This is a genomic window from Mesorhizobium sp. C416B, assembly GCF_030323165.1.
GTDB lineage: Bacteria > Pseudomonadota > Alphaproteobacteria > Rhizobiales > Rhizobiaceae > Mesorhizobium.
The window spans coordinates 4,333,888-4,348,464 of sequence record NZ_CP100471.1 but is presented as its reverse complement, the minus strand read 5'-3'; the positions used below and the strand labels follow the sequence as shown (position 1 = coordinate 4,348,464).

The window sequence follows — 14,577 nt, the reverse complement described above, 5'->3', positions numbered from 1 at the left end:
GGCCGCATGTATGTCCTGAAGCACGGAATCAAGAAAAACCCCGAAGCGTTCTGGGCGCTACCGGATAGCATCTTCTTCGGCTACGGCGCCTGCCACATCCTTGCGGGCACCTTCCTCAGCCATCCTCCCCTGGACGGATTCTACGGCGAACGGATCATTCCGGGCGAGGATTTCTACGGCAACCATATCTACATGACGAACGGCGTGATCGCCTTCGACTATCACGGCTATTCCAGCCGAGAGCGGCTTCTGCAGCACCACGGAAGGGGATGGGCTTCGCATAGCGCAGGCTGGCACTGCACGCTGGAAAGGGTCGATTTCGACCTGCTCGACACCGCCGACCTCAACCGGCGAAAGATGCGCGGCCCGGATCAGTATCTCTATGACCCACTCCCTCGCGCACACCGCTTCCTTCAGCGTATCGATCACGCCGAAGGTGCGGCAAGAGCGCTGCGAACTGTGATGAGTTGAAGCCTCTGTCAACCTATGTTGCGGGTGGCCTGCACGTCCGATCCGACATAGGCGATGCGCAGCATGTTGGTCGAACCCGGCGTCCTCAGCGGCACGCCCGCCGTGATGATGACACGGTCGCCCGGCTGGCCGAACCCCTCTTCGAAAGCGATGCGGCAGGCGCGGTCGACCATGTCGTCGAGGTCGCTGGCGTCGGGCGAGACGACGCAATGCGTGCCCCACAAAAGCGACAGCCGCCGCGCCGTGTTGAGGATCGGCGACAGCGCGATGATCGGCACTTGCGGCCGCTCGCGCGCGGCGCGCAGGCCGGTGGTGCCCGACGCCGTATAGGTTATGATCGCCGACAGTTTCAGAGTCTCGGCAATCTCGCGGGCGGCGAGCGAAATGGCGTCGGCGCCGGTTGCTTCCGGTTCCGAGCGCTGCGCGTTGATGATGCCGGCATAGGTCGGGTCGGTTTCGACCTTGGTGGCGATGCGGTTCATCATCGCCACCGCCTCGACCGGATAGGCGCCGGCAGCGGATTCGGCTGAAAGCATGATGGCGTCGGCGCCCTCGAACACGGCGATCGACACGTCGGACACCTCGGCGCGGGTCGGCACCGGCGCGGTGATCATCGATTCCAGCATCTGCGTGGCGACCACCACCGGCTTGCCGGCGCGGCGCGCGGCGCGCGTGATCTGCTTCTGGATGCCAGGCACGGCTTCCAGCGGCATTTCCACACCGAGATCGCCGCGGGCGACCATCAGCGCGTCGGAGAGTTCGATGATTTCGGCCAGCCGGGCGACGGCCTGCGGCTTTTCAATCTTGGCCATGATCAGCGCCCGGCCGCGCGCGATCTTGCGGGCTTCCGCCAAATCCTCCGGCCGCTGCACGAACGACAGCGCCACCCAGTCGACGCTTTCCGCCAGCACCGCATCGAGGTCCTTGCGGTCTTTTTCGGTCAGCGCACCGACCGGCAGGTCGGTGTCGGGCAGGCTGACGCCCTTCTTGTCGGAAATGGTGGTGCCGGCGACGACGGTGCAGGTGATCGATTTGCCGTCGCTCTTCACCGCCCTGAGCTCCAGCTTGCCGTCGTCGATCAACAGACGGTGGCCGGCCTCGACCGAACTCAGGATTTCGGGATGCGGCAGGTAGACCCGGGTCGACGTGCCGGGCTCGGGATTGTTGTCGAGGGTGAAGGTCTGGCCCGGCGTCAGAACCTCCTTGCCGTTGGCGAACTTGCCGACGCGCAGCTTCGGTCCCTGCAAATCGGCCAGGATGCCGATCGGACGGCCGACCTTTTCCTCGACCGCGCGGATGCGGCCGACCAGCGTGCGCATCAGCTCGTGATCGGTGTGGCTCATATTGATGCGGAAGACATCGGCGCCGGCTTCGAACAGCTTCTGCAGCATCTCCTCGGACGAGGAGGCAGGACCGATGGTGGCGAGGATCTTGACCTTGCGGCTACGTCTCATTGACTGTTTGTTCCCGGGGCGGCTGGAGCGCCTCCCGTTGTGGACTCATCGGTCAGCTGGACCATCCAGCTTGCCTGCTCGCCCGTGTCATATTCCTGGAATCCGGCGCGCTGGAAGCCCCGGGCGACGCAATCGGTAACGCCTGCGATCTTGAACTCTTTTTCGGCCACGCACATGTTGATCGGGCCATCCCAGCGCCCGCCGCGCTCGGCGTCTTCTGCATAAAGATAGTAAAACCTCGATGACAGCGGACCTTCGATCAGCGTCTTGCAGCTCGATCCTTCGATGTGCCACCACCCCTCGGTGATCCAGCCTGCCTTGGCGCGGTAGCCGATGCCAACGCCGACCAGGTTCTGCGTGGCGTTGCAGACGCGGAAATCGGCGCGGGCAGGCGAAGCCGCGACCAGCGCGGTGAGCCCTAGCGTCAGGGTCAGGAGCGGCACGGCAAAGGCGGTGCGCGCACGCGGCCTGCCGGCGGAACCCATCCCGAAACCCCTCAATAACGTCATCTGCATCTCTCAACGCCCCTTTTCGGAAAAGTCCGGGCGCATGTCAACGCGCCGTTCTGTCCAATTCCAATCGATTTAGAAAGGCCCCGACACGCGATACGCCGCGCGTCACAGGATTTTCGCAGAAACCGTGGCCAAACAACGGCATTGCGCAACAGTCCTCTTCGTGGGAATGACGATACCACCCTCCCCGGAAGCCAGCGAACAGACCTTTCCAGCCAATGACCCGATCCACAGTTTTCGCGCCTTTCGATATCGTCGAAGGCGACCGCAAGCGAGGCATCGTGCTTGTCGCCGACCATGCCCGCCGCGACCTGCCGGAGGAGTATGGCAGTCTCGGCTTGCCGGCGGCGGAACTCGATCGCCATATCGCCTACGACATCGGTGTCGAGACGGTGACGCGCGAACTGGCGGCGGCGCTCGACGTGCCGGCGGTGATCGCCAATTTTTCGCGGCTGCTGATCGATCCCAATCGCGGCGAGGACGACCCGACGTTGATCCGCCAGCTCTATGACGGCACTGTCGTGCCGGGAAACTACCCTATGGCGCCGCAAGAACGCGAAAGGCGGCTCGACGGCTTCTACCGGCCTTATCAGGACGCGGTCGGCGCCATGATCGCGTCGGTGGCGCACGCCTCAGGCAAAGCGCCGTTCATCTTCTCCGTACACTCCTTCACCCCTGTCATGCAGGGCTTCATCCGCCCTTGGCATGTCGGCATATTGTGGGACCTCGACGACCGCGTGGCGCGGCCGCTGATCGACATGCTGGCGCAGGATAAAAACCTCGTCGTCGGCGACAATGAACCCTATGACGGCGCGTTGCGCGGCGACACCATGTTCAAGCACGCCATCGTCAACGGCTTTGCCCATGCGCTGATCGAGATCCGCCAGGACCTGATATCAGACCGCAAGGGGGCGCTGGCCTGGGCGCAACGGCTGGCGCCGATCGTTGACGCCATCGACCGCCGTCCCGATATGCATCAGGTGAAGATGTTCGGCTCGCGCACCGGGCCGCTGTGAGGATCCAAGGCAATGACCGAACTCAGCGATGACCAGAAACGCGATTTCGAGGCCGCGGCCTTCCGCCGGCTGGTCGAGCATCTGCGCGAGCGCAGCGATGTGCAAAACATCGACCTGATGAACCTCGCCGGCTTCTGCCGCAACTGCCTGTCGAACTGGTACCGCGAAGCGGCCGAGGCTGAGGGCGTCGATCTCGGCAAGGACCAGTCGCGCGAAATCGTCTACGGCATGCCCTATGCGCAATGGCAGGCGCTGAACCAGACCGAGGCTTCGGACGCCAAGAAGGCGGAATTCGAGGCGAGGCGGCCGAGGGATCATTGAAGTAGCGCGCGGTTCACAGGATTGACGTCGGCGGGACAGCGCCCCCCTCTGTCCTGCCGGACATCTCCCCCACTTGGGGGGAGATTGGCCGTCACGCAGGCTCTAGCCAATCGCCAGCGGTGCAAGAATAAGCGAGGCGCCGAAGCCGCCAATCTCCCCACTTGTGGGGGAGATGTCCGGCAGGACAGAGGGGGGCGCGAAGGAACGCTGCCTAACGGTTTCCCCTTAGATGTGGCCCACAAGCTTTTCGCAGCCCAGCGCTTGACGAGAAATTGAATCGATCTAATTTGCCGCGCAAAGCCATTCTTTGACCGGATTCAGGCCATGAACGCGCAAGACACCATGCAGAGCGCCATTCGCGGGCGATGGGCCGTAGCAGCGATCTTCCTCGCCAACGGCTTCCTGACCGGCAGCTGGGCGCCGCAGATTCCGGTGTTCCTGACCCGGCTCGACATCTCGAAATTCACCCTCGGCCTGCTGATCCTTCTGTTCGGCGTCGGCGCGGTCGCGGCCATGAGCTGGTGCGGCCATCTGATCTCCAGGCATGGCTCGCGCACCGTGTTGCGCTGGTTCGGCCTGTGCGGCAGCCTCGGCCTGCTGATCGTGGCGCTGGCGCCCAACGTCCCGCTGGCGGCGATCGCCATGATCATCTTCGGCGGCTCGATCGGCGGCATGGATGTCGCCATGAACGCCAATGCGGTGGTGGTCGAGCGCCGGCTGTCCCGCGCCATCATGTCGTCCTCGCACGGCTTCTGGAGCCTCGGCGGTTTCGCCGGTGGCGGTCTGGGCGGTTACGCCATCCAGACTTACGGCCACCTCGCCCATGCGGCTGTAGTCACGATCATTGCTTTTGCCGTCATTGCCGTGGCGGTCGGCTACCTCATCGCCGAGGACAAGCCGCAGGCCGCCGAGCATCACAGATTAACGCTGCCGGCCAACCCGCTGGTCTATCTTGTCGGGCTGATGGCGCTGCTGACGATGATTTCCGAGGGCGCCGTGCTCGACTGGGCAGCGCTTTATCTCCGGCAGGAGCTCGGCGCCGACCTCGCCATCGCCGGCCTTGCCTACGCCGCCTTCTCCGGCGTCATGGCTGTCATGCGCTTTTTCGGTGACGGCGTGCGCAACCGCTTCGGCGCGGTGGCGACGCTGCGCGGCTCGGCGGTGGTCGCCGCCGCCGGCATGCTGGTCGCCGGCCTGTCGCCTTCGCCCTGGATCGCCATCGCGGCTTTTGCTCTCTGCGGCTTCGGCATCGCCAATATGGTGCCGATCATCTTCTCGGCCGGCGGCAACCAGGAAGGCATGTCGTCGGGCACCGGCATGAGCGTCGTCACCACCATGGGCTATTCCGGCATATTGGTAGCGCCGTCGGCGATCGGCTTCGTCGCCGAGCATTCCAGCTTCGGGCCGATCTTCGTCGCCATGTCGGCGCTGCTGGTCGTCGTGCTTTTGATGGCCGGGCTCGCTCACCGCGCCGAATTCGCGGCCGCCCCCGCCGAATAGCGCTTCAGCTCCTCATAGAGGAAATCCGCGACGCGGCGGATGCGCACGCTGGTGCGCACGTCGCGATGCATGGCCAGCCACACCGGTAGGCTGGGCAGTGGCAGGCCGGGCAGCAGTTTCTCCAGCGACGGGTCGCTGTCGGCCAGCGGCTCCTGGCCGAGACCGATGCCGTTTCCCGCCCGCAGCGCTTCCCACAAAACGATCTGGTTGTCGGTCCTGAAGCGGAAGCTGCTGCGGGTGACGGGGATGCCGGCCTGGGTAAAGCCCCGGATCATCTCATCGCTGCGGTCGAAGCCGATCAGCGGATGGTCGAGAAGATCGGCGGGCTTGAGCGGGCGGCCGTGCCTGCCGAGATAGGATTTCGCCGCGCAGCAGCAGAGCTTGATATCGCAGACCTTGCGCGCCGTCAGCTCGTTCTGCGCCGGCTTGACCATGCGGATGGCGATATCGGCATCCCTTCGCAGCAGGTTCTCGACCTGGTTCGAGGCGACGATCTCGACCTCGATGCCGGGTTCCTCGATGCCGAGCCGCGCCGTCATCCTCGGCAGCACATAGGCCGCCACCACCTCGCTGGCGGCAATACGCACCGTGCCTTCGATCGCCTCGACCGAGCCCAATGCCAATAGCGAAAACGCGCTCGCCTGCTCGCTCACCGCTCTGCCGCGTTCGAACAGCGTGGCGCCTGCTTCCGTCAGAGCATAGCCGCGCCGCCCGCGCCGGAACAGCGTGACGCCGAGCGCCTGTTCGAGCTCACCGATGTGACGCCCGAGCGTCGGTTGGCTGGCCGACAGTTTGCGCGCCGCGGCCGACAGGCTGCCGGTCTCCGCCACGGTGACGAAACTCTTGATCAGGTTCCAGTCGATATCTTCCATTCATTTATGAATAACAAATCTGCATTCATAGTCAATTTTCATTCGCGTATGAACGCATCATATTCGCCGTGCAAACACAGACACGGAGAAGAAAAATGACCAAGATCGCAATTCTAGGCGCCAATGGCCGGCTCGGCCGCGTGGTTGGCAAGGCCTTCATCGACGCCGGTTTCGACGTCCGCGCCGTCACCCGCAGCGGCAAGGTCCCAGCCGAACTCAAGGGCGCCACCGCCGTCGCCGGCGATGCGCTCGACCGCGAGGCGCTGATCCGCGCCACGCAGGGTGTCGACATCATCTTCAACGGTCTCAACCCGATCTACACCGATTGGAGCAAATGCCTGCCGATGGCGGAGAACGTCATGGCCGCCTGCCATGCCAATGGCGCGCTGCATCTCTTCCCCGGCACTGTCTACAATTACGGCTCGCCGATGCCTGAGGTGGTCACCGAAGACACGCCATTCCGTCCGACCACCGAGAAGGGCCGCATCCGCTGCGCCATGGAAGCGCTGTTTCGCCGCGAGGCCGATGCCGGCCGCGTCCGCACCATCATCCTGCGCGCCGGCGATTTCTTCGGCGGCACCGGCAGCGGATCATGGTTCGACCTCGTCGTCGCCGCCAAAATGAACAAGGGCGTCTACACAGCGCCTGGCCCTGCCAACCTCGTGCACGAATGGGCCTATTTGCCGGACTTCGCCATCGGCTTCGTCGGCCTGGCGCGCAATCAGGGCAAGCTCGGCTTCTTTGAGGCGCTCAACTTCCCCGGCCACGCCGTCACCGACATGGACATCAAGGCCGCGGCCGAGAAGGCGCTTGGCCGTCCGCTGAAACTGACCTTCATGCCGTGGTGGGTGCTGCGCGCCGGCAGCCCGTTCGTGGCGATGTGGCGCGAGATCGTCTCGATGTCCTATCTGCGCTTCGAACCGCACCGGCTCGTGTCCGACCGGCTAGAAGGCATCATCGGCGAAGTCCCGCACACCCCGCTGGACGAGGCCGTGGCCGAGGCCTTGAAGGACATCGGCATCAGCCTCGACCGTGCAAAAGACGCCGCTTCAATGCATGTCGCCCAGAAGTGTGCGCGGTTCTGGGACAACGACATGCATCAAAACAAAGACTTTAGACAAAAATCTCTCTCGCGGTGCTGGCCCAATCGCTGGAAATCAGCAACCGGATGGTCATTATGAGGAGACTGTTTATAACGGTCGGCGAGATCACCATCACCAAGGGGAGACGATGCGTTACATACGTCCGCTTTCAATCGAAGACGCCGTTGGCCTGCTGGCCGACGCTTCCGGCACATCAGCCATTCTCGCTGGAGGCAGTGACCTCCTCGTTCGGATGAAGGGCGGGTTTGTCGATCCCGACCTGATCGTCGACATCAAGGCGATCGAGGGCTTGAGCGAGATCAGGGAGACGGCCGACGGCTTCAGCATCGGCGCCACCGTCCCCTGCGCCGTCCTGGGCGAGAGCGCGGTTCTGAAGAAGGCCTGGCCCGGTGTCGTCGAAGCGGCGAAGCTGATCGGCTCCAAGCAGGTCCAGGGCCGCTGCACCATCGTTGGCAATCTGTGCAACGCCTCGCCGGCCGCCGACAGCGTCCCGGCCTTGGTGGCCGCCGGTGCCAGGGCAGTGATTGTCGGCCCCTCGGGCAAGCGCACCATTCCCGTCGGGTCCGTGCCGATCGGGCCAGGCAAGACATCGCTCGCCAAGGGCGAGATCATCGAGGCGATCCTGCTCGACAAGCGCGCACCGCGCTCGGGCGACGCGTATCTGCGTTTCATTCCGCGCACCGAGATGGACATCGCGGTGGTCAGCGCCGGCGTGAACCTGACGCTCGACGAGCATGGCGTCATAACAGCCGCCCGCGTCGCGCTGGGCGCCGCGGCCCCGACCGTGCTTCTGGTGGAAGAAGCAGCCGAGGCTCTCATCGGCAGGAAGCTGGATGAGGCGGCACTTGAGCGGCTCGCCAAGGTCTGCGCCGGGGCCTGCCGCCCCATCGACGACAAGCGCGGCACCATCGAGTTCAGACGAAAAGTTGCGGGCGTGCTGGCCGGACGGGCCGCGACGACCGCCTACGCACGCGCAGGAGGCAAATGATGGCCGGTGTAGCAGTTTCAACGACAATCAACGGCGACAGCGTCGAATACCTTTGCCAACCCGACGAGACGTTGCTCGACGTCCTGCGCGACCGGCTCGGGCTGACCGGCGCCAAGGAAGGCTGCGGCACCGGCGATTGCGGCGCCTGCTCGATCATACTCGACGACCGTCTGGTCTGCTCGTGCCTGGTGCTCGGCGCGGAAGCCGAGGGGCGGCATATCGAAACCGTCGAGGGCATGGCGCATGGCGATCAATTGCATCCGCTGCAGCAGAAGTTCCTCGAGCATGCGGCCCTGCAATGCGGCATCTGCACGCCGGGCTTCCTCATCGCGGCGAAGGACCTTTTGGCCAAGAACCCCGATCCGACCGAGGAAGAAATCCGCTTCGGCCTCGCCGGCAACCTCTGCCGCTGCACCGGCTACGACAAGATCGTGCGCGCGGTCCAGGATGCGGCCAATGTGATGAAGGGAGCGCACGCATGAACTTCGATCCACGCTTTTCGGGCCGCAAATTCTCCTCCGTCGGCACGCGGCCCATCCGTCCCGACGGCGTCGACAAGGTGACCGGACGCGCCCGCTACGGCGCCGACTTCAACATGGCGGGACAGCTGGTCGGGCGTGTCCTGCGCAGCCCGCATGCGCATGCCAGGATCCTCAAGATCGACACTTCGAAAGCGGAAAAGCTCGCCGGCGTGAAAGCGGTGATCACCGCCGCCGACCTGCCCGATCTCACCGATGGCGATGCCGCCATGTACGACGTCCTCGACAATTGCATGGCGCGCGGCAAGGCGCTCTATGACGGCCACGCCGTGGCCGCGGTCGCCGCCGTCGATGCCCGCACGGCCAGGCAGGCGCTGAAGCTCATCGAGGTCGAGTACGAGCTGTTGCCGCATGTCACCGATGTCGACGAGGCGATGAAGCACACCGCGCCGTTGATCAACGACACGATCTTCACCGAGGGTCTCGAGGAAAAGCCGGTAAAGCCGTCCAACGTCACCAAGCGCAGCCAGTTCGGCCATGGCGATGTCCATCAGGGCTTTGGGCACGCCGATGTCATCGTCGAGCGCTCCTTCAAGACCGAACAGACGCATCAGGGCTATATCGAGCCGCACGCCTGCGTGGCGAGCGTCTCGTCCGACGGCACCGCCGACCTCTGGGTCTGCACGCAGGGCCATTTCGTCTACCGCCAGCATTGTGCGCAACTGCTCGGGCTGGAAGCCTCGAAGCTGCGCGTCACCTCCTCGGAGATCGGCGGCGGCTTCGGCGGCAAGACCCATGTCTGGGCCGAGCCGGTGGCACTCGCTCTGTCGCGCAAGGCAGGACGGCCGGTGAAGCTGGTGATGACTCGCGACGAGGTGTTCCGCGCCTCAGGCCCGACCAGCGCCACCTCGATCGACGTGAAGATCGGCGCTCGCAAAGACGGCACCATCACTGCCGCCGAAGCGACGCTGCGCTACACCAGCGGTCCCTATGCCGGCACATGGGCCGAGATCGGCGCCATGACGGCATTCGCCTGCTACAAGCTCGACAACGTCAAGACGGTCGGCTTCGAAGTGCTGGTCAACCGGCCGAAGACCGCGGCCTACCGCGCGCCCTCCGCACCGATGGCGGCTTTCGCGGTGGAAAGTGCCGTCGACGAGCTGGCCAAGGAGCTCGGCATGGATCCGGTCGAGTTCCGCATCAAGAACGCCGCGCAGGAAGGCACAAGGTCGTCCTACGGCCCGGTCTACGGCCCGATCGGCATCGGCCCGACGCTGGAGGCGGCGAAGACCCATCCGCACATGAAGGCGCCGCTGGGCAAAAACCAGGGCCGCGGCATGGCCTGCGGCTTCTGGTTCAACTTTGGCGGCCAGACCTGCGTCGACCTCAACATCGGCATGGACGGCTCGGTCTCGCTCGCCGTCGGCACGGTGGACGTCGGCGGTTCGCGCGCGTCGCTGTCGCTGGTGGCGGCGGAGGAGCTCGGCATCGACTATGCCCAGCTCAAGGCGGTGGTCGCCGACACGTCCTCGCTCGGCTACAACGACATGACCGACGGCAGCCGCGGCACCTTCTCGTCCTCGATGGCGACCATCTCGGCCGCCCGCAACGCCATCAAGATCCTGCGTGAGCGCGCCGCCCAGACGTGGGACATCCCCGTCGACGACGTGGTCTGGGAAAACGGCCACGCCATCGCCAAGGGCGAAAAATACGGCAATCTTGCAGCCCTGTCGCTGAAGGAGATCGCCGCCGCTTCCGGCAAGACCGGCGGGCCGATCGCCGGCCACAGCGAGCTCGTCGCCGACGGCGCCGGCGTCTCCTTCGCCACCCATATATGCGACATCGAGGTCGACCCCGATACCGGCTCGACCAGGGTGATCCGCTACACGGTGATCCAGGATGCCGGCAAGGCGGTGCACCCGACCTATGTCGAGGGCCAGTACCAGGGCGGTGCGGCGCAAGGCATCGGCTGGGCGCTCAACGAGGAGTATATCTACGGCAAGGACGGGCGCCTCCAGAATGCCGGCTTCCTCGACTATCGCATCCCGGTCTGCTCGGACCTGCCGATGATCGACACGCAGATCCTCGAGATCCCCAACCCCAACCACCCCTATGGCGTGCGCGGCGTCGGCGAAACCTCGATCGTGCCGCCGCTGGCGGCGATCGCCAATGCCGTCTCCAACGCTGCCGGCGTGCGCATGACCCACATCCCGATGTCGCCGCCAAGGGTTCTCGCCGCGATCGAGGCGGAACGGGGAGGCTAGGGCAAAAATGAGGTTCTTGCCCTAATGGTCGAAGTGACGCTCTGGGGCGCGCTGGGCCAGCTCGCCGGCGGCCAGAGCAAGGTCGAGGTCGAGGCCAAGGACATAAGGGAGCTGTTCAGGAAACTGGCTGAACAGTATCCCGGCATCGAGCCCTGGATCGAGAAGGGCATCGCGGTGGCGATCGATGGCACGATCTACCGCGATACGTGGTCGAAGGAGCTGCCACAGGGGGCGGAGATTTTTCTGCTGCCGCGGCTGGCTGGGGGGTGAGTCCATTAGCGGCTCAGATGCATAAGTGATCCGAGGCCGAGCGCAGCGTTCGGTATCCACTCCGATCTTCCAAGGCTGACAGGTAGGCGTGAAGTCGATTGACTTTTGCACAGTCGCCTTTGTGAAAAAGATAATCTCGGCTAGATCAGTTACGTCGAAGCGTTAGGGGCGATAATGTGATTCTAGAAGGCAAGAGATTTGACGTCGAGCACGCGCTGACACTCTACGCGCTGAGCTATGTCACCATACCAGCTGAAGGGTTGTATGATAGCAATGGTGTAAAGCAATTCTCTGACGTTACGAAGAAGTGTCACATTTATATCGTGGGCTTTGTACCGAAGATGGAGCTACTCGATATCACACTCGAAGGCCAAAGCCTTCGTATGTTCTTCAGGGCCCTTGGCAAAGTATATGAACTACCTTGGAAAATGGATGAGGGCGTCGGCTTAGTCCGGAAAGACGAGCAGTGGTTCCTCTCCAAAGACGGAATGCTTGCCAGTCCGCCTCCTTTGGACCGTTGCACAGTGCGGCTGAACAGAAAGTTCGGTACGGGAAAGTTCCTGGTTAAATATATTGGTCAAGCGTACGGCAAAGATGGTTCTCGCAGCGCGCTTGACCGGTTGATGAAACATGAAAAACTACAGGAAATTGCCATCAAAGGCGTCCCTGAAGGTTACCGCTTTCAAGTGCTGATGCTGGCAATTGCGCCCGTTAATCAGGTCGTTACGATTTTTAACCCACGCGCTGAGGACGACTCGCAAAGCGAAAAACGCATCGGCCAGGGGCTCGACAAACTCTTCGGAACTTCCGAAAAAGAGCGTGTTGCTCTATATGAAGCTGCGCTCATTCGCTATTTCCTTCCAACCTTCAACCGCGAATTCTCGGACAGTTTCGCATCGACAAATCTCAAGATTCTCCAGGATTGTTACGAGAAGGATTTTTCGGCCGTAAGTGCGGAGATTAACTTCGATGACTTTCCTTTTTCCCTTTACTCGGAGTCGGTAATCCCCAAGGAGGCACACTTAGCGTTCTTCGACCTTCATGAAGATCAGGCACGCAAAGTCTTTTTTGCTGGAGCATGAAACGGCGCGCCAGAGTGGCTCCTTTAGCCTAATTTGCATACACTGGATGGCTATTAGCTCTACTCGATCCTTTGCAGGGTTGTTTTTCCCCCGGAAATATTCGGTGCAGCAATAGATAAATTTTACCGTCCAGTACTTATTTCAAGATTCAAAATAATGTCAGTCTAATTTGTCGAGGGGGCGATGAGGGGAGACGAAGAACCTAACGGGCAGCTACGGCGCTATTGGAAATTTCTATGGGACGATCTAAGGGCTCTGCCAGCTTTGGGCACCGTCGACTATCAACCGAAAGGTGGCGCATTCAGGTCATTCGCCCAGGGCAGCTTCAACGGCGAATATCTGGAAATTATTCCCGCCGTCAGGAAGAGAACATTGCTGCCAAAGCTAGGACGATGCGCCTATTGTGGGCAGGTCGCGGATAGCTCAGGTAACTTGCTTCCTCTGTCCAGTGAACATGTCGTTCCAGATTTTCTCGGCGCCGGTCTGGAACTGCCGTCGAGTTCTTGTGCCAAGTGCGCGAAGGCTACCTCTGTCGTGGAATACACGATCTCCCGCGAAATGTTTGGACCGGTTCGAAAGGTATTTGGGCTGACAGGCAAGAAGGGAGCGGTGCCACACGTTCACTTCCCACTCGACATCGGCCGGCTGACCAGCCAATGGGCTATGATACCAATCGTGGACTATCCGACTGTGTTGGTTTTGCCGGTGTTGTTTCCCGCTTCTAGCTACAGCCGGCGCCCAGCGAGCGCTGCAGATCCCTTTAATTTTCGGCTCTACAACATCAATGCTGATCGCGCTCTGATCGAGCGATACGCTTTGGATACTCTGTCCACTCAGACGGTTGATTTGGTACGATTTGCGCAAATGATCGCAAAGATCGCTCACGCCTATGCTTCACACTATTGGCGTGACAATCCATTCGTATCAACGGTATCGCAGTTGGTGCGACAGGTGTATCCGCCAAGACGACCGGCAATCGGATATCTCGAACACGTTGGCTGCCTGCTCGGCACACCTGATCCCGCTTCCACTGCGCTGCACGAAATCGAAGTCGGCCGGATATCATGGTCTGGAGTTACGAGGCGCGCCGTGCGTGTTAGGCTTTTCGCCGGCTACGGGATGCCATCTTACTATGTTACTATCAGCGACCCTGAGTGAACCCATCAGAGTCACCTCGAAAATACGACGGAAGTCTGTGGCCCAGATGGGCTCTTGTCGTGGTCACAGCAATCGCCCCGGGCGTGCTTGCCATACGCGCCTCCGTACCACAGACGCCGGTTGCGCTCTGCTGCCCTCAAGCCCCCAGCGTCGGCTCCGTATTCACCTCCAGCGCCTCTTCCGCTTCATCCTCTTCACCCAGCACCTCGCCATGAACCCCCAGCGGCCGCCCGATCCAGATCGGATCGACCAGATGGTCGCGCTTGGGGTTGGTGGTGTTGGGGTGGATGAGGATGCTCAGGCCGCCATGGTTCAGCATCAGCCATGGGACCAGCGTGGCGAAGATCTCGGTGGCGAAGGAGACCTGGTACATGGCCTGCTCGTGCGGGCCGACCGGCTCGTCGCGCCAGTTGCCCAGTCGCACGCGGAAGCGTTCGCCGATGCGCAGGCGCAGCCATTCGGCGTGTTGCCGCTCGGCTTGCCCGTCATAGTAGATGTGGGCGTGATAGCTGGCGATCTCGGCGAGAGGCCTTGGCGGGCTGGCGGTGTTCACCTTGATGGCTCCCTCGGTGATTGTTGTGCGGGCAGCGTATACGCAAGGGAGCGGGGCGGCCAAGGGGGAACAGCGTGTGCTCGTCATCTCAATTTCAGGCCAATCGCATAGGCGTTCCCCCACTCCGTCTCGGCTTCGCCGAGCCACCTCTACCCCCACATTCGTGGGGGAGAGGAAATGCTAACCGCCGAGGTCGTGGCCTTTGAAGACTTGGGATTTCCTCTCCCCCATGGACATGGGGGAGAGGTGGCCGCGCAGCGGCCGGAGTGGGGGCTGGCACCGCCGTGTGCTTATTGCCAGCGCTTCATCGGGAGAGGAAACGCTAATCTCCGATATCTCAGCCCCGATCAAACCCTGCCCATCAGCACCAGGATCAGCAGCACCACAAGCACAACGCCGACTATTCCGGACGGCCCATAGCCCCAGGAGCGCGAATGCGGCCAGGCCGGTACGGCGCCGATCAGGATCAGGATCAAGACAATGATGAGGATGGTGCTGACGGTCATTAAGAGTCCCTCGCCTTGCTGGTCAGAT

Annotated in this window: 16 protein-coding genes; 11 read left to right on the top strand and 5 right to left on the bottom strand. The window is 62.6% G+C overall.

Annotated elements, in window-relative coordinates:
* Positions 1 to 6 precede the first annotated feature (6 nt).
* A complete protein-coding gene (locus NLY43_RS21185; protein ID WP_023711626.1) occupies positions 7 to 471 on the top strand; it encodes a hypothetical protein in 465 nt (154 codons plus the stop codon).
* Between the two features lie 8 nt (positions 472 to 479).
* Here NLY43_RS21185 and pyk read toward each other — a convergent pair whose 3' ends face one another.
* A complete protein-coding gene (gene pyk, locus NLY43_RS21180; protein WP_023673117.1) occupies positions 480 to 1,925 on the bottom strand; it encodes a pyruvate kinase in 1,446 nt (481 codons plus the stop codon).
* Positions 1,922 to 2,410 carry a DUF1036 domain-containing protein gene (locus tag NLY43_RS21175; RefSeq protein WP_023673118.1) on the bottom strand — a complete coding sequence of 163 codons (489 nt, stop codon included), beginning with the start codon at positions 2,408 to 2,410 and terminating at the stop codon, positions 1,922 to 1,924. Before NLY43_RS21175 ends, pyk begins: the two co-directional genes overlap by 4 nt.
* 245 nt (positions 2,411 to 2,655) lie before the next feature.
* Here NLY43_RS21175 and NLY43_RS21170 point away from each other — a divergent pair, with 245 nt between their 5' ends.
* From NLY43_RS21170 to NLY43_RS21160, 3 genes are all read left to right on the top strand, one after another.
* A complete protein-coding gene (locus tag NLY43_RS21170; RefSeq protein ID WP_023711625.1) occupies positions 2,656 to 3,453 on the top strand; it encodes an N-formylglutamate amidohydrolase in 798 nt (265 codons plus the stop codon).
* 12 nt (positions 3,454 to 3,465) lie between these two features.
* Positions 3,466 to 3,774, top strand: coding sequence for a DUF1244 domain-containing protein (locus NLY43_RS21165; protein ID WP_023690051.1), 309 nt, complete (start codon positions 3,466 to 3,468; stop codon positions 3,772 to 3,774).
* A 324-nt stretch (positions 3,775 to 4,098) separates the two neighbouring features.
* Entirely contained in the window at positions 4,099 to 5,274 is a 1,176-nt protein-coding gene (locus NLY43_RS21160; protein ID WP_023712834.1) for an MFS transporter, read from the top strand.
* Here the strand turns inward: NLY43_RS21160 and NLY43_RS21155 are convergent.
* Positions 5,238 to 6,146, bottom strand: coding sequence for a LysR family transcriptional regulator (locus NLY43_RS21155; RefSeq protein WP_023673122.1), 909 nt, complete (start codon positions 6,144 to 6,146; stop codon positions 5,238 to 5,240). The genes NLY43_RS21160 and NLY43_RS21155 overlap by 37 nt on opposite strands.
* Before the next feature lie 95 nt (positions 6,147 to 6,241).
* Here NLY43_RS21155 and NLY43_RS21150 point away from each other — a divergent pair, with 95 nt between their 5' ends.
* The 7 genes from NLY43_RS21150 (at position 6,242) to NLY43_RS21120 (ending at position 13,490) form a co-directional block, all read left to right on the top strand.
* The gene (locus NLY43_RS21150; RefSeq protein WP_023712833.1) at positions 6,242 to 7,327 is read left to right on the top strand and encodes an SDR family oxidoreductase; all 1,086 of its coding nucleotides are present in this window, start codon (positions 6,242 to 6,244) and stop codon (positions 7,325 to 7,327) included.
* A 49-nt stretch (positions 7,328 to 7,376) separates the two neighbouring features.
* Complete coding sequence (locus tag NLY43_RS21145) at positions 7,377 to 8,237, top strand: FAD binding domain-containing protein (protein ID WP_023712832.1); 861 nt, start codon at positions 7,377 to 7,379, stop codon at positions 8,235 to 8,237.
* On the top strand, positions 8,237 to 8,719 hold the full coding sequence (locus NLY43_RS21140; RefSeq protein WP_023712831.1) for a (2Fe-2S)-binding protein: 483 nt from the start codon (positions 8,237 to 8,239) through the stop codon (positions 8,717 to 8,719). Before NLY43_RS21145 ends, NLY43_RS21140 begins: the two co-directional genes overlap by 1 nt.
* Entirely contained in the window at positions 8,716 to 10,980 is a 2,265-nt protein-coding gene (locus tag NLY43_RS21135; protein ID WP_023712830.1) for a xanthine dehydrogenase family protein molybdopterin-binding subunit, read from the top strand. Before NLY43_RS21140 ends, NLY43_RS21135 begins: the two co-directional genes overlap by 4 nt.
* Before the next feature lie 24 nt (positions 10,981 to 11,004).
* The gene (locus NLY43_RS21130) at positions 11,005 to 11,250 is read left to right on the top strand and encodes a MoaD/ThiS family protein (RefSeq protein WP_023712829.1); all 246 of its coding nucleotides are present in this window, start codon (positions 11,005 to 11,007) and stop codon (positions 11,248 to 11,250) included.
* Positions 11,251 to 11,426: 176 nt separating this feature from the next.
* A complete protein-coding gene (locus NLY43_RS21125; RefSeq protein WP_023712828.1) occupies positions 11,427 to 12,332 on the top strand; it encodes a hypothetical protein in 906 nt (301 codons plus the stop codon).
* A gap of 183 nt (positions 12,333 to 12,515) precedes the next feature.
* Entirely contained in the window at positions 12,516 to 13,490 is a 975-nt protein-coding gene (locus NLY43_RS21120; protein ID WP_023713274.1) for a hypothetical protein, read from the top strand.
* A 136-nt stretch (positions 13,491 to 13,626) separates the two neighbouring features.
* Here NLY43_RS21120 and NLY43_RS21115 read toward each other — a convergent pair whose 3' ends face one another.
* Positions 13,627 to 14,043: a DOPA 4,5-dioxygenase family protein gene (locus NLY43_RS21115; protein WP_023712827.1), complete on the bottom strand. Its 417-nt coding sequence runs from the start codon at positions 14,041 to 14,043 to the stop codon at positions 13,627 to 13,629.
* A 347-nt stretch (positions 14,044 to 14,390) separates the two neighbouring features.
* Complete coding sequence (locus tag NLY43_RS21110; RefSeq protein ID WP_023702789.1) at positions 14,391 to 14,549, bottom strand: DUF3309 family protein; 159 nt, start codon at positions 14,547 to 14,549, stop codon at positions 14,391 to 14,393.
* Positions 14,550 to 14,577: the final 28 nt, after the last annotated feature.